The organism is Candidatus Microbacterium colombiense (genome assembly GCA_029203165.1).
Lineage (GTDB): Bacteria > Actinomycetota > Actinomycetes > Actinomycetales > Microbacteriaceae > Microbacterium > Microbacterium colombiense.
This window is the reverse complement of sequence record CP119308.1, coordinates 3400571-3420884: the sequence shown is the minus strand read 5'-3', so window position 1 is coordinate 3420884 and position 20314 is coordinate 3400571. Positions and strand designations below refer to the sequence as shown.

At 70.1% G+C, this 20314-nt stretch carries 21 protein-coding genes; 9 read left to right on the top strand and 12 right to left on the bottom strand.

Going from position 1 to position 20314, the window contains the following annotated elements; translation table 11 throughout:
• Both P0Y60_16675 and P0Y60_16670 read left to right on the top strand, forming a co-directional pair.
• Positions 1–879 (top strand): ABC transporter permease, encoded by an 879-nt coding sequence (locus tag P0Y60_16675; GenBank protein ID WEK60914.1) that lies wholly within the window; start codon positions 1–3, stop codon positions 877–879.
• Positions 876–2435, top strand: coding sequence for an ABC transporter ATP-binding protein (locus P0Y60_16670; GenBank protein WEK60913.1), 1560 nt, complete (start codon positions 876–878; stop codon positions 2433–2435). Before P0Y60_16675 ends, P0Y60_16670 begins: the two co-directional genes overlap by 4 nt.
• 42 nt (positions 2436–2477) lie before the next feature.
• Here the strand turns inward: P0Y60_16670 and P0Y60_16665 are convergent, their stop codons facing one another.
• From P0Y60_16665 to P0Y60_16655, 3 genes are all read right to left on the bottom strand, one after another.
• On the bottom strand, positions 2478–3656 hold the full coding sequence (locus P0Y60_16665; GenBank protein WEK60912.1) for a catalase: 1179 nt from the start codon (positions 3654–3656) through the stop codon (positions 2478–2480).
• A gap of 70 nt (positions 3657–3726) precedes the next feature.
• Positions 3727–4116, bottom strand: a complete 390-nt coding sequence (locus P0Y60_16660) for a DUF427 domain-containing protein (GenBank protein ID WEK60911.1) — start codon at positions 4114–4116, stop codon at positions 3727–3729.
• A complete protein-coding gene (locus P0Y60_16655; GenBank protein ID WEK60910.1) occupies positions 4113–5153 on the bottom strand; it encodes a DMT family transporter in 1041 nt (346 codons plus the stop codon). The genes P0Y60_16660 and P0Y60_16655 overlap by 4 nt, the downstream gene beginning before the upstream one ends.
• Before the next feature lie 259 nt (positions 5154–5412).
• Between P0Y60_16655 and P0Y60_16650 the strand changes: the two genes are divergently transcribed.
• The 5 genes from P0Y60_16650 (at position 5413) to P0Y60_16630 (ending at position 10708) form a co-directional block, all read left to right on the top strand.
• Entirely contained in the window at positions 5413–6435 is a 1023-nt protein-coding gene (locus P0Y60_16650; GenBank protein ID WEK60909.1) for an LLM class flavin-dependent oxidoreductase, read from the top strand.
• Complete coding sequence (locus P0Y60_16645; protein ID WEK60908.1) at positions 6432–7760, top strand: LLM class flavin-dependent oxidoreductase; 1329 nt, start codon at positions 6432–6434, stop codon at positions 7758–7760. Before P0Y60_16650 ends, P0Y60_16645 begins: the two co-directional genes overlap by 4 nt.
• Positions 7757–9082: an NtaA/DmoA family FMN-dependent monooxygenase gene (locus tag P0Y60_16640; GenBank protein WEK60907.1), complete on the top strand. Its 1326-nt coding sequence runs from the start codon at positions 7757–7759 to the stop codon at positions 9080–9082. The genes P0Y60_16645 and P0Y60_16640 overlap by 4 nt, the downstream gene beginning before the upstream one ends.
• A gap of 277 nt (positions 9083–9359) precedes the next feature.
• Entirely contained in the window at positions 9360–10178 is an 819-nt protein-coding gene (locus P0Y60_16635; GenBank protein ID WEK60906.1) for a low temperature requirement protein A, read from the top strand.
• A 272-nt stretch (positions 10179–10450) separates the two neighbouring features.
• Complete coding sequence (locus tag P0Y60_16630; protein ID WEK60905.1) at positions 10451–10708, top strand: hypothetical protein; 258 nt, start codon at positions 10451–10453, stop codon at positions 10706–10708.
• A 98-nt stretch (positions 10709–10806) separates the two neighbouring features.
• Here P0Y60_16630 and P0Y60_16625 read toward each other — a convergent pair whose 3' ends face one another.
• From P0Y60_16625 to P0Y60_16610, 4 genes are all read right to left on the bottom strand, one after another.
• Positions 10807–11076: a hypothetical protein gene (locus tag P0Y60_16625; protein WEK60904.1), complete on the bottom strand. Its 270-nt coding sequence runs from the start codon at positions 11074–11076 to the stop codon at positions 10807–10809.
• A gap of 128 nt (positions 11077–11204) precedes the next feature.
• Positions 11205–11924, bottom strand: a complete 720-nt coding sequence (locus tag P0Y60_16620; protein WEK60903.1) for an endo alpha-1,4 polygalactosaminidase — start codon at positions 11922–11924, stop codon at positions 11205–11207.
• Between the two features lie 131 nt (positions 11925–12055).
• Positions 12056–12751: a DUF899 family protein gene (locus P0Y60_16615; GenBank protein WEK60902.1), complete on the bottom strand. Its 696-nt coding sequence runs from the start codon at positions 12749–12751 to the stop codon at positions 12056–12058.
• 66 nt (positions 12752–12817) lie between these two features.
• A complete protein-coding gene (locus P0Y60_16610; protein WEK60901.1) occupies positions 12818–13408 on the bottom strand; it encodes a TetR/AcrR family transcriptional regulator in 591 nt (196 codons plus the stop codon).
• Between the two features lie 77 nt (positions 13409–13485).
• On the opposite strand from P0Y60_16610, the gene P0Y60_16605 reads away from it, so the two are divergent.
• Positions 13486–14535 carry a hypothetical protein gene (locus P0Y60_16605; protein WEK60900.1) on the top strand — a complete coding sequence of 350 codons (1050 nt, stop codon included), beginning with the start codon at positions 13486–13488 and terminating at the stop codon, positions 14533–14535.
• 27 nt (positions 14536–14562) lie between these two features.
• Here the strand turns inward: P0Y60_16605 and P0Y60_16600 are convergent, their stop codons facing one another.
• From P0Y60_16600 to P0Y60_16585, 4 genes are all read right to left on the bottom strand, one after another.
• Entirely contained in the window at positions 14563–15954 is a 1392-nt protein-coding gene (locus P0Y60_16600) for an MFS transporter (protein ID WEK60899.1), read from the bottom strand.
• Between the two features lie 53 nt (positions 15955–16007).
• Positions 16008–18212 carry a hypothetical protein gene (locus tag P0Y60_16595; protein WEK60898.1) on the bottom strand — a complete coding sequence of 735 codons (2205 nt, stop codon included), beginning with the start codon at positions 18210–18212 and terminating at the stop codon, positions 16008–16010.
• Between the two features lie 99 nt (positions 18213–18311).
• Positions 18312–19409, bottom strand: coding sequence for a YbdK family carboxylate-amine ligase (locus P0Y60_16590; protein WEK60897.1), 1098 nt, complete (start codon positions 19407–19409; stop codon positions 18312–18314).
• Positions 19410–19417: 8 nt separating this feature from the next.
• Positions 19418–19684 (bottom strand): Rho termination factor N-terminal domain-containing protein, encoded by a 267-nt coding sequence (locus P0Y60_16585; GenBank protein WEK60896.1) that lies wholly within the window; start codon positions 19682–19684, stop codon positions 19418–19420.
• Positions 19685–19808: 124 nt separating this feature from the next.
• Between P0Y60_16585 and P0Y60_16580 the strand changes: the two genes are divergently transcribed.
• A complete protein-coding gene (locus P0Y60_16580) occupies positions 19809–19973 on the top strand; it encodes a hypothetical protein (protein ID WEK60895.1) in 165 nt (54 codons plus the stop codon).
• An 81-nt stretch (positions 19974–20054) separates the two neighbouring features.
• On the opposite strand, the gene P0Y60_16575 is transcribed toward P0Y60_16580, so the two are convergent.
• The gene (locus tag P0Y60_16575) at positions 20055–20261 is read right to left on the bottom strand and encodes a CsbD family protein (GenBank protein WEK60894.1); all 207 of its coding nucleotides are present in this window, start codon (positions 20259–20261) and stop codon (positions 20055–20057) included.
• Positions 20262–20314: the final 53 nt, after the last annotated feature.

Below are 20314 nucleotides of genomic sequence, written 5' to 3'. Positions count from 1 at the left end.
ATGGCCATCAGTGTGAACGTCCGCGCCACCGAGCGTGCCGTGCGACCGGCACGAACCGTATCGTCGCGCGAACGCCGGTGGAGGGCGCTCCTCGCCCGCCCGAGCTTCACGATCAGCGCGGTCATCGTGCTGTTCTGGGTGTTCGCAGCCGTGGGGTGGCGACTGCTCGGTCTCGATCCCTTCGGCGACACCGGCTCACGCCTGTCCGCGCCGAGCCTCGCGCACTGGTTCGGCACCGACCGCATCGGCCGCGATGTGTTCGCGCGTGTGCTCGCCGGCGCGGAGCCCGCGTTGCTGGTCGGTCCGTTCGGCGCCGCGTTGGCGACGACGATCGGCGCGACGCTCGGACTCATCGCCGGCTTCCGACGCGGATGGATCGACCAGCTCTTCATGCGCGGCTTCGACGTGTTCCTCACCCTGCCGACCCTGATCTTCCTGCTCGTGATCGTCGGAGCGTTCGGGGGCAGTCCGCTCACGATCGTGATCGCCGTCGGCATCCTCTTCGCCCCGGGTATCGCCCGCATCGTGCGAGCCGCCGTGCTGGTCGAGATGGGCAAGCAGTATGTGCCCAGCGCCCGCATCCAGGGCGAGAGCGCCACGCGCGTGATCTTCCGCGAACTGCTGCCGAACATCTGGCCGCAGGTGCTCGTGCAGGCGACGCTGAGCATCGCGGGAGCGATCTTCATCTCGTCGTCGCTGTCGTTCCTCGGGCTGGCCTCGGCGCCGCCCTCTCCCGACTGGGGCCTCGCGGTCAATGAGAACCGCTCCTACCTGCAGGCCGCGTGGTGGACCCTGGCGTTCCCGACCCTGGCGATCGCCTCCCTCGTCGTCTCCCTCAACCTGATCGCCGACAACTTCCGAGAGGTCTTCCGACGATGACTGAGCCCCTGGTGAGCGTGCGCGGATTGAGAGTGGACTACGAGGTCGACGGCGAACGGCACCGCGCGGTCGACGGTGTCGACTTCGACATCGCGCCCCGTGGCGCGCTGGGACTCGTGGGTGAGTCCGGATCGGGGAAGAGCACGATCGCGTTCGCCCTCGCCCGCTATCTTCCGCCGGGCGCGCAGATCTCCGCCGATCGGCTGGTGGTGGCAGGGCACGATGTGCTCGAGCTGGGCACGCGCGCGCTGCGCGACTACCGCCGCAGCCGGATCGGCTTCGTCTACCAGGAGCCCGCACGCGCCCTCAACCCCACCAGGACCGTCGGCAGTCAGGTCGCCGAGACCTACCGGCTGCAAGGGCTCGGAGCGTCTGCCGCCCGCGCGGCGACCCTCGCCGCGTTCGACGATGTGGGCCTGCCCGATCCCGTGCATCTGGTGCACCGGTTCCCGCACGAGCTTTCGGGCGGGCAGCAGCAGCGCGTCGTGATCGCGATGGCGCTCGCCGCCGACCCGCGCCTGCTCATCCTCGACGAGCCGACGACGGGCCTCGACAGCCGCGTCGAGGCGGAGGTCATCGCACTGGTCGGTCGGCTGCGGCACGAGCGCGGATTCGCGACTCTGCTCATCAGCCACAATCTCCCGCTGGTCGCCGCCCACGCCGAGCGGATCGGTGTGCTGGAGCGCGGCGTGCTGGTCGAATACGGCACCGCCGAGCAGGTCGTCGAGGAGCCGCGGCACGACTACTCGCGCCTGCTCGTCGACGCGGTGCCTCCGCTCGATGCGGCACCACGGCCGGCCGCTCCGGTGCACGCCGAGCCGCTGCTGTCGGTTCGCGGCGTGACCAAGAGCTACGGCTCGACGCTCGCGCTCGACCACGTCGATCTCGACATCGGCCGGGGCGAGGTGCTCGGTCTGGTGGGCGAGTCGGGGAGTGGGAAGACCACGCTGGGCCGCGTGATCGCGGGGCTGGCCCGCGCAGAAGGTGCCATCACCCTGCACCGCGACGATCCCTCATCGACCGTGCCCGTGCAGTTCGTGTTCCAGAGCCCCGATGCCACGTTGAACCCGCGGCGCACCGTGCGGCAGACGCTCACGCGGTCGATCCAGCTGCTCCACGGCGAGACGGATGCCGAAGAGCTCGCGCTGTCGACGGGACTCCCCCCGACCGTGCTCGACAAGCTGCCCGACGAGCTCTCCGGAGGGCAGAAGCAACGCGTGGCGATCGCCCGTGCTTTCGCGGGCCGCAGTCCGCTGGTCATCTGCGATGAGCCGACCTCGGCACTCGATGTGAGCGTGCAGGCGCGGGTGCTCGATCTGCTCGTGGAGCTCCAGGAGCGCACCGGGGTGTCGTACCTGTTCATCACGCACGACCTCGCGGTAGTGCGGCGCATCGCCCATCGCGTCGCGGTGCTCCGCCACGGACGCATCGTCGAGACCGGCCCGGTCGACGAGGTGCTCGGCGATCCTCAGCATCCCTACTCGGCATCCCTCGTGGATGCCGCCCGCAGCCTGCGCGGCGACCGCTCGCGAACACTCAGCGAGGTCGCCGCCTAGGTCTGGCGAAGGATCGGCGGCTCCTGCGGGAGGAGCCGCCGATCAGCGGAGGGCGTCGGCGATCGCCGCGCCCTCCGCTTCGTCGATCCGCGACCAGTAGGCGAGCGCGCGGTCGCGCAGTTCCGCATCCGTGATCTCCGCGAGCTGGGAGACGACGGTCGCGCGCAGCCGCGCGCGGGCGGCGTCGTCGAGCACGTGGCGCACGAGGTCGCCGGCCTGCGCGAAGTCGTGTTCGGGATGCGGGTCGCGGGCGAGCAGGGCGAGATCGTCGTCCCAGCCGGTGTCGGCGCCGGCCGGAGTGAAGGCGACGGGAGCGCGGTGGGCGACGTCGTCCTTGACCCGGTGCTGGTGGAAGCGCCAGTACGCGTCGATGCGCGACAGCAGCATCGGATCGGGGCTCGGACCGATGCCGGGCACGAAGCTCGAGGGGGCGAACGCGGCCTGCTCGATCTGGCCCAGTTCGTCGTCGGGATTGCGGTCGAGTACCAGCCGGCCGACCTCGATCAGCGGATGCTCCGCCTTGGGCCAGACTTTCGTCAGGTCGAACACGTTGAACCCGGCGGTGCGCGCAGCCTCATACGGCATCGCCTGCACCGACAGGGTCCAGGAGGGGTGATCGCCACGCTCGATCGCCGCACGCAGATCGTCGCGCTGGTGGTCGACCTCGGTGCCGCTGATCCGCTCGGCATCCTGTTCGGAGAGGTACTCGTTGCCCTGGTCGGTGCGCAGGTGGTATTTGATCCAGAAGCGTTCGCCCGCGGCGTTCACCCATTGGAAGGTGTGCGACCCGAAGCCGTCCTGATGCCGCCACGACCGCGGGATGCCACGATCGCTCAGCAGCCACGCCACCTGATGCGCGGTCTCGGGGTGAGAGGTCCAGAAGTCCCACAGCCGGTCGTAGTCGAACACGGCGCCGTCGCGGTACATCTTGTGCGCGACCACGAGAGAGGCGAACGTCGCCTCATCGCGCAGGAAGAACACGGGGGAGTTGTTGCCGACGAGGTCGTACTCGCCCTCCGGGGTGAGGAACTTCACCGCGAAACCGCGCAGATCGCGCCAGGCCTCGCGGCTTCCCCGATAGCCGAGCGTGGCTGAGAAGCGCACCACGACGTCGACCTCAGAGCCGGGCTGGAAGAGACCCGCGCGGGTGAGCGCACGCACGTCGCCGGTGGTGCGGAAGGTGCCCAGGGCCCCGCTGCCCTTCGAATGGCGAATGCGCACGGGGACAGGCCCGGGCTCGGCGACCGGCCGGTCGACGCGTCGCGGTGCTGCCCCCGTGCTGGTCATCCGGTCACGCCCCTGCGGAGACGAGACGGATCTCGAGCGCGTCGTAGAACGCGATGTGCCCGCCGATCGGCGCGAACGCACTGATGGGCTCGGGGTACGACCACGCCACCGGCGCGTCGTCGTCGGTCGCCGCGAGCGCCCAGTAGTCGCTCGCGACACCCTTGAACGGGCAGAACGTGGTGCCGTCGACCCGGCGCAGCAGCGCGAGGTCGACATCTGCGCGCGGGAAGTACAGGCGCACGGGCACATCGACCTCGTGGAGCTCGATCACCTGCGTGCTTGAGGCGATGCGCACATCGCCCGCCCACACCTCCACGGTGCCGTCGTGTTGTTCCAGGTGGACGAGCCCGTTCGTGGCGATGCCGGGGGCTTCGAGGACTGCTGCATCGGTCATGGTGCTGCTCCTTCTTTCTGGGGTACTGCGGTTTCTCTCTGGGGTACTGCGGTTTCTCTCTGCGGTTCGGGTACGGATGCGCGTGGGCGGATGACGGCGGGTCTCTGTCGTGCGGGAGCCGCGGCGATCAGCACCCCGACGACCGTGAGCGCGGCGCCGGCGGCTTTCAGGGCGATCAGGGGCTCACCGAGGAGCACCGCGAAGGCGTACCCGAGCGCGGGCACGGCACCGGTCGCGGTACCGGCGACGGTGGCCGGCACGCGCTCGGCGCCATAGCTGTAGAGCGCCATCGTCGGGCCGGTCACGATCAGAGCGAGGAACGCGACGCTCAGCCAGGCGGGAGCGCCCGTGGGCCAGCTTGCGGCGCCGGTCGCGAGCTCCCACCACAGCCAGGGCAGCAGCAGCACCGCGCCCCAGACCGCAGTGGCCGTCGCGAGGACGAGCGGATCCGAGGTGCCGGTCTCGGCACGGGGATCGGCCGCTGCGCCGGTTCGTCGAAGGAGCACCGTGTACAGCGCGTACGAGGCGAGCCCCGCCACCAGCAGCGCGGCGCCGAGGCCCAGCTCCACGACTCCGGCCGATCCGATGCCGACGCCGACCGTGACCAGGGCGAGTCCGAGCCCGATGCGGCCACTGATGCGCTCCCGGATCACCCACCAGGCGATCAGGGCGGTGAGCACGGGAAGGGATGCCGACATGAGCGAGGCGGTGCCCGCCGTCGAGAGCGTGAGGCCGATGTTGCTGGGCAGGTAGAAGAGGGCGACGCCGGTGAGTGCGAGGAGCGCGGACCGCGGCTGGCGCAGGGCGCGGCGCAGTGCCGCCGCGCCTCGGCTCGGTCGCAGGAACAGGATCAGCGCGAGCAGCAGCGGGACGGAGAGCACGAGACGCAACTCGGAGAGCACCGCCGGGGACGCGGAGACGAGAGCGATCGCGCTCAACCCATACGTCGTCGACCAGAGCACGACGGAGACGATGACCGCGGCGAGGGGGATCCACCCGCCTGTCGACCTCGTCACGGCGACGGGAGCGTCGGTCACCGGCGCGCCCACCAGCGGAACCAGCGGCGACGGGCAGTGCGAGCGCCGTGCAGGTAGGTGGCGTGGGCGATGGCGAGGATCGCGGCGGTATCCGACATGGTGTGCTCCTCCGAAGGGCGACAGGTTCATTGAAGGGCACCGGGGGGCGCAGCGGTGGTGAGTTGCCGACCGTGACATCGCATGACGCCGGATGACGTGCTCTGACCTCCGGTGACGGAGCCGTGCCGGCGCGGAGCGGCACCGTCCTAGCGTGTCGGCCATGTCATCCACCGCGTCATCCGCCCCTCTGCACATCGGGCTGTTCGCCCATCTCGCCGACCACCGCGGCGCGGTCGAGCAGACCTACCTCGACCACCTCGACCTGTTCGTGCACGCCGAGAGTCTGGGCGTGGAGTCGGCCTGGGTGCGGCAGTTCCACCTGGCGCGACCGGATGCCGGGCGGCTGGGGGGCCTCCCCTCGCCGTTCGTGTTCCTGGGCGTGCTCGCGGCCCGCACCACGCGGCTGCGACTCGGCACCGCCGCGATCACGCTGCCTCTCGAGCACGAGCTGCGCGTGGCGGAGGATGCCGCGGTGCTCGACGCGTTGAGCGGAGGGCGCGTCGAACTCGGCCTCGCCAACGGCGGTCAGCCGCAGACGGCGTCGGCGTTCGGGGTCACACACATCGACGACCGCACGCAGAGCCGTCGGGCCTACCTCGCCTCCGTCGACCGGCTCACCGCGGCACTCCGCGGCGGTGCCGTCACCGACGAGGGAGAGGTGCTCGCCCCGGCGCGCCCGGCGCTCGCCGACCGCGTGTGGCACGCGACCCTCACCGATCAGAGCGCGTTCGAGACCGGCCAGCGCGGCGAGGGTGTGCTGATCGGCACGACCCAGGTCGTGCCGGGAGAGGTCGCCGCGGCCGCCTACCATCGCGGACTCGCCCCGGGCGCGACGCCCCGCGCCGGGGTCTCGACCTGGATCTTCCCCGGACGCAGCCGGGAGGACGCTCTGGCTCGCGCCGAAGACGGCCTCCGCGCCAAGTGGGACTGGGCGAAGGACTTCCTGCCGCGGGCGGATTCGACCGCGCAGATCGCTGAGCGCCTCAACCTGCACTACGGCACGGCGGATGACATCGCCGCCTCGATCGCCGGGCACGCGGCCTTCGCCCACACCACGCACGTGCAGCTCCAGCTCGACGGGCTGTACCGCGACGTGGAGGAGCAGAAGGATGCGCTCGAACTGTTCACCACGCGGGTCGCCCCGGCGCTGGATGCGGCGACGCGGACGGTCGTGGCGGCATGAGCCGCGCGCCCCTGGTCTTCGCCGCGGGGGTGTTCTATCCCGGCGGTGAGCACATCACGGGATGGCGGGCGCCGGGCTCGGAGCCTCACGCCTACCTCGATCTGGACTACTGGACCCGCTTCGCGCAGACCGCGGAGGACGGTCGGTTCGCGACGCTGTTCCTCGCCGATGAGCTCTACGTGTGGGATCGCTTCCGTTCGGGTATCGATCACGGTACGAACGTGCGGCTCGAGCCCTTCACCCTCCTCGGCGCCCTCTCACAGCGCACGACGAACATCGGGCTGGCCGCGACCGTGTCGACGACCTACAACGAGCCGTACCACGTGGCCCGCAAGCTCGCCTCGCTCGACCACCTCAGCGGGGGCCGCGCGGCGTGGAACCTGGTCACGAGCGCGAGCGACGAGGAGGCGCGCAACTTCGGGCGCGACGCGCACCTCGAGCACGGCATCCGATACGCCCGCGGCGAGGAGTTCGTCGACGTCGTCAACGGGCTGTGGGACGGGTGGGACGACGACGCCTTCCTCTTCGACAAGGCGAGCGGGCACTACGCCGACCGCAGCAAGCTGCACGTGCTCGAGCATCGCGGAGAGCACTTCTCGGTGCGAGGGCCGCTGAACATCCCGCGTCCGGTGCAGGGGCATCCGCCGCTGTTCCAGGCCGGGGCATCGGAGGCCGGGCGTGCGCTCGCCGGCCGCACCGCGGATGCCGTGTTCACCCTCGGGGGAGGATCGCTGGAGTCCGGACAGCGGCTCTACGACGACTACAAGCAGCGTGCGGTCGCCGCCGGCCGCTCCGCCGACGACCTGCGGGTGCTGCCGTGGTTCTCGCCCATCATCGGCGACACCGCGGCCGATGCGGAGGAGCGCTTCCGCGAGCTCGCCGAGCTGACCCCCGAGCGGGTGCAGGTCGACCTGCTCGCGCACTACCTGGGCGTCGACCTCGGCGAACGCGACGTCGATGAGCCGTTCACCTTCGACTTCGACGTCGACGCGTTCAACCAGTCGAAGTCGGGCTATCAGGCCATCGCCGATCTGCTCTCGCGTCGCTCGTACACGCTGCGCGAGCTCGCCTGGGAGGTGCTGCGACGACGGTTCACGATCGGCACTCCCGACTCGCTCGCCGCTCATCTCATCGAGCGCTACGAGCAGGGCGCCGCCGACGGCTTCATCCTGATGGCGCCGACCCTGCCCGACACGCTCACGCGCTTCGTCGAGCACATCGTGCCGCGGCTCACCGACCACGGCATCTACCCAGCCGAGTACGCCGGCAGCACGCTGCGCGAGAACCTCGGACTCGAACGACCCGCCGGAAGGTACGCCGCATGACCCGTCGCCTGCTCCTGGGAGCATTCCTCTTCCACCCCGGCGGGTCGCACGTATCGGGATGGCGCCATGAGAGCGCCGAGCCGCACCGACACGTCGACATCGACTACTACGCCGACTTCGCGGCGACCGCCGAGCGGGGCGTGTTCGACACGATCTTCCTGGCCGACGGCCTCTACTTCTGGGACCGCTTCCCGTCGGGAGTCGACCACTACGGGCAGACGCGACTCGAACCGCTGACCCTGCTGGCCGCGCTCGCCGCACGCACCACGCACATCGGACTTGCCGCCACGATCTCCACCAGCTACAACGAGCCGTACCATGTGGCCCGGGCGATCGCCTCGCTCGATCACATCAGTGGAGGTAGGGCCGCGTGGAACCTCGTCACCTCGCGCTACGACGAGGAGGCACGGAACTTCGGCGGCGACGCCCACCTCGACCACGCGCTGCGATACGCGCGCGGCGGCGAGTTCGTCGATCTCGTGCAGCAGCTGTGGGACAGCTGGGGCGACGACGCGATCCTCGCCGACCGCGAGAGCGGACTGTTCGCCGACGCCGATCAGCTGCGCGTGGCCGACCACCGCGGAGACCATTTCGCCGTGCGCGGCCCGCTCAACGTCTCGCGACCGCCGCAGGGCTACCCGGTGCTGTTCCAGGCGGGTGGATCGGATGCCGGGCAGGACCTCGCCGCGGCGACGGCCGATGCCGTGTTCGCCCGATCGCTTCCGCTGGCCGAGGCGCAGCGGTTCTACGCCGGGCTCAAGGCACGCCTGGCCGCGTACGGCCGGAGCCCTGACGATCTGGCGATCCTCCCGCAGCTGCGTCCGGTCGTCGGAGAGACGACGGACGAGGCGCGGGATCGCGCCGCGGGGCTCCTCGCCTCGACGCCCGACGCGATCATCGTCGAAGACGTCGCCCACTCGATCGGACAGACGCTGCCCGACGATCCCGACGCGGTGATCTCGCTCGCGCCCGACACCGACATCTCCAACGAATCGCACTCTCCCAATCGGCAGCTCGCGCGGCTCAGGGCGGGAGAGCGTCTCACCCCGCGTCAGCTGTACGCCGAGTCGTTCTGGGAGTCCGTCGCGGTCGGTTCGGTGCACGAGCTCGCCGACGACATCCAGGAGCGCTTCGAATCCGGCGCCGCCGACGGCTTCGTGGTGCAGGCGCTCACGCAGCCGTCGGGCTTCCGCGAGTTCGTCGACCTCGTGGTGCCGGAACTGCAGCGCCGCGGCCTCACCCGCACGGAGTACGAGGAGTCCACGCTCCGCGAGCGGCTCGGGCTGTCCCGACCACAGCGCCGCGTGGCGTCGGTGGTCTGAGAGATCGGTCGTCGCGCGGCCGGGGCGACCCCCGAAGGTAGGGGGAGGGTCGCCGCGGCCGGAGCATCCGTGCCTTAGTGATGCCGGTGATCGAGCACAACGCCGGCGGGGCAGCCGGAGAAGGGGATCGGGATCCGGGCCGCGTGCACTGGATGGAACTGTTCTTCGACCTGATCTTCGTCGCTCTGGTCGGGCAACTCGCCTTCGGCCTGCACGAGCGTCCCTCCCTGCCGGGTCCGCTGCTGTTCCTGGCCCTGTTCGCGTCGGTGTGGTGGTCGTGGGTGAACCTGACCTTCGTGGTCAGCGCAATGCCGTGGCTGACGCGGCGGCAGCTGTCGATCGCGTGCTGCTGGCGATGGTGGCCGTCGGGGCGATCGCGGTCGCGGCATCCGAGGCGACCGGCGAGCGGGCCTGGTTGTTCGCCGCCTGGACCGCGGCGATCCTGCTCGAGGTGGTTCTGCTCATCGCGAGCTCGTCGCGGTGGGCGGACCGGGTGCTCGCGTCCGCCAACGTGGAGCATCTCGCGGAACGCTTCGGTCTGCTCGTGGTGATCGTGCTGGGTGAATCGGTGCTCACGATCGTCGCCACGATGAACGGCTCGTGGAATCTCGCATCCGGCCTGAGCGCCGCGGTGTCGCTGGCCATCATCGGGCTGATGGCCTGGACCTTCTTCCTCTACAGCGCCGAGTCGCTCGCGGCCGGATTCGAGTCGCTGCGCGAGCGTGGAGACGTCCGTGGCATCCGTGACACCTTCGCCCTTCTGCCGTTCCTGCTGGTCGCCGGCGTCGCCGCGATCTCGGGCGCGATCGCGGCCGGCATCCATCACCCGGATGAGAGGATGCCGCTCGCCTCCGCGGTGTCGTCGGGTGGCGGCATCGCCCTGTTCTATCTGACGAACGCCGTGATCGCTCTGCGGTTCGGTCGCCGGCCGCGGGCAGTGGCGATCTGGGCCGGCACGGCTCTGCTGCTGAGCGCAGGGGTCCTGGCGGTCGCGCTCACGCAGGAGGTCGGCACCGCTCTGGTCTCTGCGATGGTCGCGCTGGGCCTGATCGTCGGGCTGACCGAGGTCAACACCCGTCGCGCGGCGCGCGTGTAGCGGCCCGGCACCTCGCGGATATCGCATCGATGCCCGGCCGGGCAACCCCCTCGCCGCGCCGATCGTGGGTCGCATACGTTCATGCTGCGCAGTTGCGGGAACCCGAGGAGGGTGCGGTCTCCCACTCTGGCTGCGCACGCCGGTGCTGTGCGGCCGCTTCACCCATGGACGGCGCAGAGCACCGGCGGTTCCGACGGCTCCTGTCAAGGGGCTGGTGCCGCGAGCGGTTCGCGACCAGACTCCTCTCGATAGGGGAGGCCGAGATGTCAGAGATGACCGAGGCACGATTCGAGCTACGACTGGTCGCCGAGAAGGAATGGCTGGTTCTCGACCACCGCTACGAAGCGAACGATCCGAGGCGTGCCGTCGGGTGCGTCTCGCAGCTCGACGACGGTGCGGTCGAGGTGCTGTGGATCCATGGGCTCGCTCTGCCCACGCGGTACGCGCTCCCCACCGATGCCCTCGATGCCGTGCGGCGGCACGACGAGGGCGTTCCGGTCGGGGTGCCGTCGCCGCTACTCGCGACCTGAGGCGACGAATCGCCGAGACCTGGACGATTCCCGGAGACATTCCGTGAATTCCTCCGGGAATCGTCACACCTTCAGGGAATCGTCGCCGTCTGAGCCGACTAGTCGTTGGTGAGCCCCAGGTCGGGATCGACGTCGGTCTCGGATCCCAGCTCGAGCGGTTCGAGTCTGGGCTCTGAGTCGGATTCGGACTCGGACTCGGTGTCGGAATCGGATGCGGCGTCGGGCTCGGGATCGGCGAGGTCGGCGTCGTACTGCACGGCGTCGGGCGCGGCCGGGTCGTCGGCGGTGAACACCTTCTCACCGGCCGGCGCCTCGGCGGCGGCATCGAAGGGGCCCTGGTCTTCGGGGTACGAGCGGGGGTCGGTCATGAGGAATCCTCTCGGTGGATCGTGGTCGAAGCCACCCTCGCGCACGGCGCCCCGCACCGCCCGCCCGTTGACACGACGCGTCGGCTGTGAAAGGCGCCGGCCGTGAACGGATCGGCTGTGAACGGTCGTCAGGAATCGCAGGTCTCGAAGACGTAGGCCTCGTCGCCGGGCGTCGTGAGGTCGCGGTCACGCAGCACCATGGATGCCGGCGACCGCTCATCGGCGCACATCTCGGCGAAGGAGCGCGGCAGTTCGTCGCTGTATTCGATGTCGATCACCCGGTCGCCGTAGACCTCGGTGTACGCCTCGCACTCCTCGTACGCTCCGCACTCCTCGGTCACCGCGAAGTCGAATCCGGCGCGCTCGTGCAGCGCGGCGGCATCCTCGGCGGCGTTCTTCTGGCCGGCCGCGAGGCCCGCATCGTGCGCGGCGTCGACGAGGAGAGTCGCGAGGGCGAGGTTGTCGTCGAACGACAGCGCGCCATCGGAGCGGGTGTACGTGTCGAGGTTGTCGAACTCGACCGCGTCGAACCCGGCGTCGGCGCATCCCTCGATCCAGGGGATGACGAGCGCGGCGATCCCGTTCCTCCGCTCTGGGGTCGACGTGTCGACGAGGGCCTCGTCGGGCCAGTCCGGATCGAACACCGGCTCGCCGTCGCGCTGCAGGAGCAGGTCGTCGGCCCAGAGATCGAGCTCGCCCGGCTGGGTCTGGAAACCGTTCACGTAGCAGATCGAGTAGATGCCGTCGGCCGGTTCCGCCGCGCGGTCGCGGCCGACGACGCCGACCTCGGATGTCGGGTCGTACGCGCCGCCGAGCTGGTAGTCGGGCACGGCGCCGGCGGTGAACATCGACCAGTCCCCGACGTCGGTTCCCCCGTCATGCCCGGCGTGAGCATCGGGAGTGGATGCCGTGCAGGCGACGAGCCCGAGCGCGGCGGCAGCGATGACGAGGGCGCAGGCGACCGCGCCCGACCGGGGGCTCAGTGCCTCGCCCCGTACAGTGCGCCGATCTCTTTCGACCCCATGCCCTGCGCGTAGGTCGGATGCTTCGGCCAGCCTTCGGGGGAGTCCTCCCACTCCTCCTGCCGCCCATAGGGCAGTAGATCGACGAGGCCCTGCAGATGGCTCAGGCGTTCGGTGCCCCGACCGTTCGTGTGCCACGTGCGGAACACCTCGTCGCCGTCGCGCAGGAAGACGTTGACGCCGAAGCCGCCGTCCGGCGGAGCGTCGACGTCGGCCCCGAACGAGCTGTCGGCGCTGGAGTACCAGGCCATGGTGTTGCCGACCCGTTCGCGGTAGGCGAGTGCCTCCTCGATCGTGCCGTTCGTCACGATCACGAATCGGGCGTCGTAGTAGCGCTCGAGACCGTCGAGCCGCGTGAACTGCGAGGTGAAACCGGTGCAGCCGGGGCACTGCCACTCGTTGCCGGGCGACCACATGTGGTTGTAGACGATCAGCTGGGAGTGCCCGTCGAAGACCTCGCTCAGGCGGACCGGGCCTTCGGCGCCGACCAGGGTGTACTGCGGCATCCGCACCATCGGCAGCCGGCGTCGCTGTGCCGCGATCGCGTCGAGTTCACGCGTCGCCGCCTTCTCGCGCACGCGGAGGGCATCGAGTTCGCGCTGCCAGGTGGCGGCATCGACGACAGGGGGCAGGGGTGTCTGTGCAGTGCTCATGAAGACCTCCGGTTGCGGATGAGACGGCGGGCCCAGTCTGCGCGCGGGCCGGGGCCCGGTCAACGCTCAGTGCGTGAACGCCTCGATCAGGCCGTCGAGGTAGGCCTCTTCGTCGAAACCGTCGAACACCGCCCGCTGCACGAGGAACCCCGGGGCTGCGCCCAGCACGACGGGAGTGACGCGGTGCGCCCAGGCGGACGGGTCGCCGTCGACCCGTCCGGGGACGGCGGCGGCCCACGCGGCGAGCTCGGGCTCGATGAGTGCGCGGACGCGACGGAAGATGCGAGACGCGATCTCGCGGATGTCGGGGTCGACCGCGGCCTCGGCCCAGATCTGCGGGATGACCGACCCCACGGCTTCGCGCCGGAGTCCGTCGACCAGTACGCGCATCAGGGCGCCGGGGGAGAGGGGGGAGCCGTCGATCCGCGCGGCGCTGAGGTCGGCCTGCCTGGCGTCGAGAACGTGCTCGGCGACGGCGAGGAAGATCTCGCGCTTCCCGGCGAAGTGTCCGTAGATCGCGCCGGTCGACAGGCCGGTCTCGGCGATGATGTCGGCCATCGAAGTGCCGCTGTATCCCGTGCGTTGGATGCAGCGCACGGCGGCGGCGATGATCTCATCGCGGCGCGCGGCGCGGTACTGCTCGGACACCTTGGGCACCCGCCCATTCTAAAGAGACGAAAGCCGTGTTATCGTTCTTCAGTAAAAAGAACGAACATTCGTTTTAAGGAGTTCTGATGAGCGACACAGCTCTCGCACCCACCCCGATCGCCCGTGTCACGGGCATCGCGCTGGGCCTCGCCGCCGTGGTCACGGCGATCGTCCTGGCCTTCTCCTGGCCTGCCGTCACAGCCGAGCCGCGGGACGTGCCACTGGTCATCGTCGGGCCCGCGGCCGCGGTCGACGGCATCCAGACCCTCCTCGACGAGAAGGCGGACGGGCTGTTCGCGATCGACGCCGTGGACGACCGGGCGGATGCGGTGTCGGCGATCGAGCACCGCGAGGCCGTCGGCGCCATCGTGCTCGGCCAGAAGCCGGAGTTGCTCACCGCGTCGGCGGCCGGAGCGCTCGGCGCCCCCGTGGCAGCCCTCGCCGCCCCACTGCAGGCCGCGATCACGGCACAGGCCCAGGCCGCCGCCGGGCCGGACGCTCCGCCGGTGGTGCTCACCACCACCGATGTCGTGCCGTATGCCGCAGACGATGCGAACGGCATGCTCCTCTCGTCGGCGTTCTTCCCCCTGCTGCTGGGTGGCATGCTCGGCGGTATCGCGGTCTCGCTGCTGGTGACGGGGCCCGCTCGACGGATCCTCGGCACGGTCATCTACGCGATCGTCGGAGGCGTGGTGCTCACGTCGATCCTGCAGGGGTGGTTCGGCAGCATCCAGGGCGACTTCTGGCTCAACGCCTCGGCGTTCACGCTCGCGCTCGCCGCGATCGGCGCTCCGATCATCGGATTCTTCTCGCTGATCGGCCGTGCGGGCATCGCCGTCGGGCCCGTCGTGATGATGCTGTTCGCGAATCCGATCTCCGGCGCCGCACTGCCGGCGCAGTTCCTGCCCGGCGGGTGGGGAGCGGTCGGGCAGTGGTTCCCGCCCGGAGCGGCAGCCACGCTCGTGCGTGACCTCTCCTACTTCCCGAGCGCCGACGCCACGATGCCCTGGCTCGTGCTCGGGTGCTGGGCGGTCGGCGGACTCCTGCTCGCCGCCCTCGGTCATGCCCGAGCGGCTCGTCGACCGGTCGTGACCGAGACGGTCACCCCCGCGACCTCCGAACCTGCGACCGTCTGACCGCTCCCGGTCGGCTCCCGGCGCGAGTCAGGAGCCGGCCGGGACCGGCGCCACCGCGCCGGGCGTCTCGATCGGATTGCGGCGGATGCCGATCCACGACACGATGCCGCCCAGCACCAGCAGGGAGGCGGTCACCCACGCGGCGTTGTGGAAGCCGTCGAGGTCGAGCGCGCCGCCGACGATCGTGGAGAGCATAGCGACGACCAGCAGACCTGCGACACGGGCGATCGCGTTGTTCACGGCCGAGGCGATGCCGGAGTGGCTCTCGTCGATGGCCCCCAGGATCGCGGCCGTGAGCGGGGCGACCGTGAGGGAAAGCCCGAGGCCCATCACGATCATCGCCGGCAGCACCTGCCACCAGTACGAGAAGTCTGTCGTGACGAAGAGCAGCAGCAGCGCACCGGCCGCCATGAGCAGAGGACCGACCGTCATGAAGATGCGCGGCCCGAACCGCCCCGCCCACTGACCGGCGCGCGAGCTCACGAGGATCATCAGGATGGTCATGGGCAGGCTCGCGAGGCCGGCGGCCGTCGCCGAGAGACCGGCGCCCTGCTGCAGGTAGACGCCGATCACGAAGCCGTTCAGCGACAGGGCGGCGTAGACGAACAGTGTCGCGAGGTTGCCCCAACCGAAGTCCCGCACGCGGAACAGCCAGAGGGGCATGAGCGGCGCGGCCGAGCGCCGCTGACGCAGCAGGAACCAGGTGAACAGCAGCGCTCCGATCACACCGGGAAGCCAGATCGCGGGGGAGTCCCACCCGAGGTTCGGCTGCTCGATGAGCGCGAATACGACCGCACCGAGTCCGATCGCGCACAGGGCGCCGCTCCACCAGTCGACGCGGGCGCCGCGCGGATGCTCCGGCAGACGGAGCCGCGCGAGCAGCATCAGTGTGATGCCGATCGGGATGACGTTGATGAGGAACACGAACCGCCACGACAGGTAGTCGACGAACAGTCCGCCCAGCAGAGGGCCGATCAACTGCGCCCCGGTGGTGAACGCCGTCCAGACGCCGATCGCCCTCGCCTGCACCCCGGCGCGCATCGTCGCGGTGATCAGCGCGAGCGAACTCGGCACGAGCAACGCACCCGCCGCCCCCTGCGCGGCGCGGGAGATGATCAGCATGAGGGGATCGATCGACGCGGCGACCGCGATCGAGGCGATGCCGAAGGCGATCAACCCCACGCGCATCACGACCACTCGGCCGTAGGCGTCGGAGACGGACCCGGCCAGCAGGATCAGGGCGCTCAGCGTGATGAGGTACGAGTCGACCACCCACTGCTGCGTCGTGATGCCGCCGCCGAGCTCTTCGCTGATCGCCGGAAGCGCGACGGTGACGACCGTGCCGTCGAGAAAGGTCACGAACGAGGCGAGCACCGCGATCGAGATCACGAGTCGTTGCAGGGGTGCGAAGGATGCCACAGGCCGACACTACCCCCGGCCGCAGACGTGGGGGCCGCTCATCGGGCGTGCGATCAGGGAGCGCCGCATCTGACTGTCGCGCAGGTGAGGATCGTGCCGCTGGATGTGGACGGAGAAGCCGCCCCTGTGCGTCGAGCTCCGACGGCGATGAGGGGGTGATCGCTCTCGTCGAGAGCGAGGGAGAAGCTGTCGGTGAAGCCGAGTTCAGTCGGAACGGTGCCGGTCAGCGGCGTCGTCGTGCGGGTCACACAGGCGACGTCGGTGCACGAGAGCAGCGCCACAGCGGCATCCTCATCGATGACGCCGATCAGCGGACGCCCCGTCGCATCGAGCGCGAGCGCAGGGGTGTGCAGCAGCGCGCTCCCCGGCACGATGTCGGTGAACTCGGCGGTGCTGCACGCGGCATCCGTGCAGGAGAAGAGCCGGAGACCTGCCCGCTCGGCGGCGCGGAACAGGATGATGGGGAGGCCATCGGCCCCCCGCGTGACCTGGGCACCGTAGGTCGTGTCGAGGTCGGTGAGCGCGTCGCCGGGCACATCGGCATCGAGAGCCTCGGTGGTCCAGTCTCCATCCGTCGTGGCGGTGAGGACGCGCAACGGGATCGCGCCGTCCTCACCGGCGGCATCGACCAGCGTGACGACCGCGGATCGCCCGTCGGCAGAGGCGGCGACGTCGAGAGTCGTCTGATTCGTGTTCCAGGATCCCCACTGCAGGGGAAGCGAGGTGCGCGTGCTCTGCGTGCATTCGGCATCCGCGCAGAAGTCGACGGCCAGCGTCGCATCGCGGCCTTCGGGACGCACTGCCGATGCGATGACCGGCCTCTCGGCACTGGTGTCGACGGCGACGACCATGCGCGACTCGTTGTCGCGCGCGAAGACGGACTGTCCGGATTCGAACGTCGCATCCACGCTCCCGAGCACGCGGGCTTCGCCGGGAAGACCGTGCCACGCCTCCCACTTCTCGGCATCGGACGCGTCGTCGTCGAGAGGATCAGACCAGCGCGCGAGCGCATCCGGTGTGCTGTGCGTCACCCGCAGTTCGTAGCTCCCCGTTTGAGGATCGGCGCCTTCGAGCGGGAACCAGCTCGCAGACAGCACCCCGCCGCCGGCGGGCGCGATGGCCGTCGGCAGCACCGAACGCATCTCGTGCTCGGGGCCGCAGGTCTCACCCGTGCAGATGCGAGCCTGGGCGTCTTGGCCCGCCAACCGTGACAGAACCACGGTGCCACCGTCCCACGCGACGATCTGCGACGACTTCCAGACTCGCTTGACGTCGGCCGCGGCGAAGGCGGGAACCTGCCAGGGATTGACGGCGATGAGAGCACCGGCGGCGATCGCGGGGACGAGGAGCACGCCGATGCCGGCCAACGCGCCGCCGCGCCGGGCGGCCGCGGGACGCGCTGCGGCGTCAGCGTGGATGGCGTCAGCGTGGATGGGATCGGTGTGGATGGGGCCGGCGAGCCGGGCCGCCACGCCGCGCACCGCGACGCCGACGAGCAGCAGCTGGGTCAGAGCCGCCGGTACGAGCCCGAGCGCGACACCCACGACGGGCGTCCACCATCCGCTCGGAAGAAGCCCGCCCAGCCAGGAGATGCCGAACGAGAGGATGCCGGTGAGGATGACGGTGACGACGACGGCGAACCTCGGACTGCCGAGCGGCTCGATCGACTGTCCGAGGAAAGCCTTCGGTGAGCGCCAGGCCCAGGCGAGCGCGGCGCCGACTCGCTGTCGTCGCGCCACGACCAGCGGCCATGCCAACAGCAGCGGAGCGGCGACGATACCCAGAGCGAACAGTGCGACGAGCGAGGCGAGTGCGACGACGGGCATCGCGGGGAGAACCCACGCCGCGAGTGCGACCACGACGACGGCGAGTGCGAGAGTGCATCCGGCCGCGAGCAGCACACTGCCGGGGCGTCGTAGCGCACCGGACCACGCGCCGCGTGCCGTCAGGCGGCCACCGTCCACACGGGCGATGATCGCCAGCGTCGCGGCAGTGAGACCGAATCCCTGCGCCAGGGATGCGGCGACAGCGAGGATCATGATGCCGAGGAGCATGCCGGAGTCGACAGCGAGCGCCGTGGCCTCGCCGTTCGCGATCACCAGGTCACCTGCCAGGGCCGTGAACACCGCTGCGGCGGCCACGACCGTCATCGCCGCGACGGGCACCGCGTAGGCGATCGCCGGCTCCGGTTCGTCGAAGGCGAGTGTGATCGCCCGCGGCGGCCCGTACACCTGTGTCGCCGTTCGTGAATCCTGCATGCCGCCCCCCGTCGCCCGGCCGAAAGCAGCCGGAGCATCACGGGCAAACCTATCCCCGCGGCACGGGTCTCGCGATGGTCACAAATCCCCACCGGGCGATCACGGTGCCCCCGGATGCGACGTCTCGCCCGTGTCCGGAGCACCCCGGCGGTACAGCGACCGCAGCCCCTCGAGACCCGCCTCCGCGAACGCACGGCGCTGTCGTTCCGCACCGGTTCCCCCTGTGCGGATGCGGGCGAGATGCTCATCCACGAACGCCAGGTCGCCGAGTTCGTCCAGAGCCGGACGCACGGCGTCGCGCAGTCGGGTCGCGGCCGTCCAGGCATCCGTCACCCCGTCGGTGGTCGGGTCGATGATCCGCGCATCCATGCCCCGCCGGGCAGCGACCCAGAGCGCCGCGTCGATGTCGTCGACGCCGGCGCTCGACATCGCGGCATCCGTCGTGGCGACGATCGCGCGGCAGAGCGCAGCGGCGAACATCGTCTCCTCCGGGTGCAGCTGCGCGTCGAACACCCGCACCTCGACGGTCGGGAAGCGCTCCGAGATGCGCGCGGCCCACGACAGCGACGCCGTGTCGCCGATCGCTTCCAGTGCGAGGAGCCGGTCGACGCGGGCGCGGTAGTCGTCGAGGTCGTGGAACAGGGGAGGGCTCCACGACGAGGGGAGGCGGCGGATGACGATGCTGCGCCAGCTCGCGTACCCCGAGTCGAGGCCGTCGAAGAACGGGCTGTTGCCCGTGAGGGCGAGGAGGGTGGGGAGCCAGCCGCGCACGCGGTTGATCGCGGGTACGCGTTCGGCGGCATCCGGCACTTCGACGTGCACGTGCAGCCCGTTGACCTCATGCCCGCGACTGATGTGGGCGAGATGCTCGGCGACCGCGTCGTAGTGGGCGGACGTCGACACGGCGAGCACCCGGGTGGAGGCGAAGGGCGTGCCGGATGCGGCGACGACCGCGCCGTCTCGTGCGGCATGGGCGCCCAGCAGTCCCCGCAGATGCTGGAGCTGCCGGAGCCCCTCGTCTCGCGTCAGGATCGGATCGGTCGCGCACTCGACCTGGCAGGTGAGGTACTCCGCCATGATGCGCCCCGAGGCCGCCCGCGCGGCGAGGTCGTCCCTCGCCGCGTCGGGGATCGCGACCGGCACCAGCGCCTGCTCATCGAGCAGGACGAACTCCTCCTCGATGCCGAATCGCGCCATCGCCGTACCTAGTGGTCTCGGAGCGCGGAGATCAGCTGGGCCTTGCGCAGACCGCTGTAGCCGCTCAGGCCGAGCTCCTTCGCCCGTGCGCGCAGCTCGGCGACCGTCCAGTCCTCATAGTCGCCGTGCTCTCCGCCGCGGCGTCCGACGGCACTGCGTCCGTCTCTCGCGGCGGCGTTGGAGATGCGCGCCGCCTTCTCCTTCGATGCTCCATCGTCGCGGAGCTCCTCGTAGAGTTCGGGGTCCTTCAGAGAGTTGCTCCGACGTCCTGGCATTGCCTTCGCCCTTCCTTTGGCATCTCGGAGGTGTCCTCGTCAACCCCCTCGGTGGAACGGATGGCCGCCGCTAGCGTGAGGAACTGCAATCGGGGCGACCTGCCCCACATAGAAGGGAAGACCGATGAACATCCTCCTCATCATCGTCATCGTCATCGCTGTGATCCTCGCGATCACCGGCGGACTCGTCCAGTCGCTGCAGTTCCTGCTGTGGGTCGGATTGGTCCTGCTGGCCATCGCCGTGATCGCCTGGTTGATCCGGGCAATCACCGGGAGCCGCAAGGTCTGACCTCAGTCGTGGGACCCGCCAGAGGCGGGTCCCCCTCCTGAACCGAGATTCAAGGAGTGAGACCCGCCACCGGCGAGAGTCTCACTCCTTGAATGCGTCTCGGACGTTGTCGCCGGTCTTCTCGGCGGCGTCCTTCACATTCTGTCCGGCCTGCTTCGCGGAGGCCTTGACCTGATCTGCTCGGCCCTCGGCCTCGAGCTTCTCGTTGTCGGTGACCTTCCCGACGCTCTCCTTGACCTTGCCTGCTGCCTTCTCGGCGGCGTTCTTGATGTCATCTGCAGCGCTCATGGCGTTTCCTCTCGTCGAAGGTCGATGGAACAGCCACCTTTCCATCGCGCGCG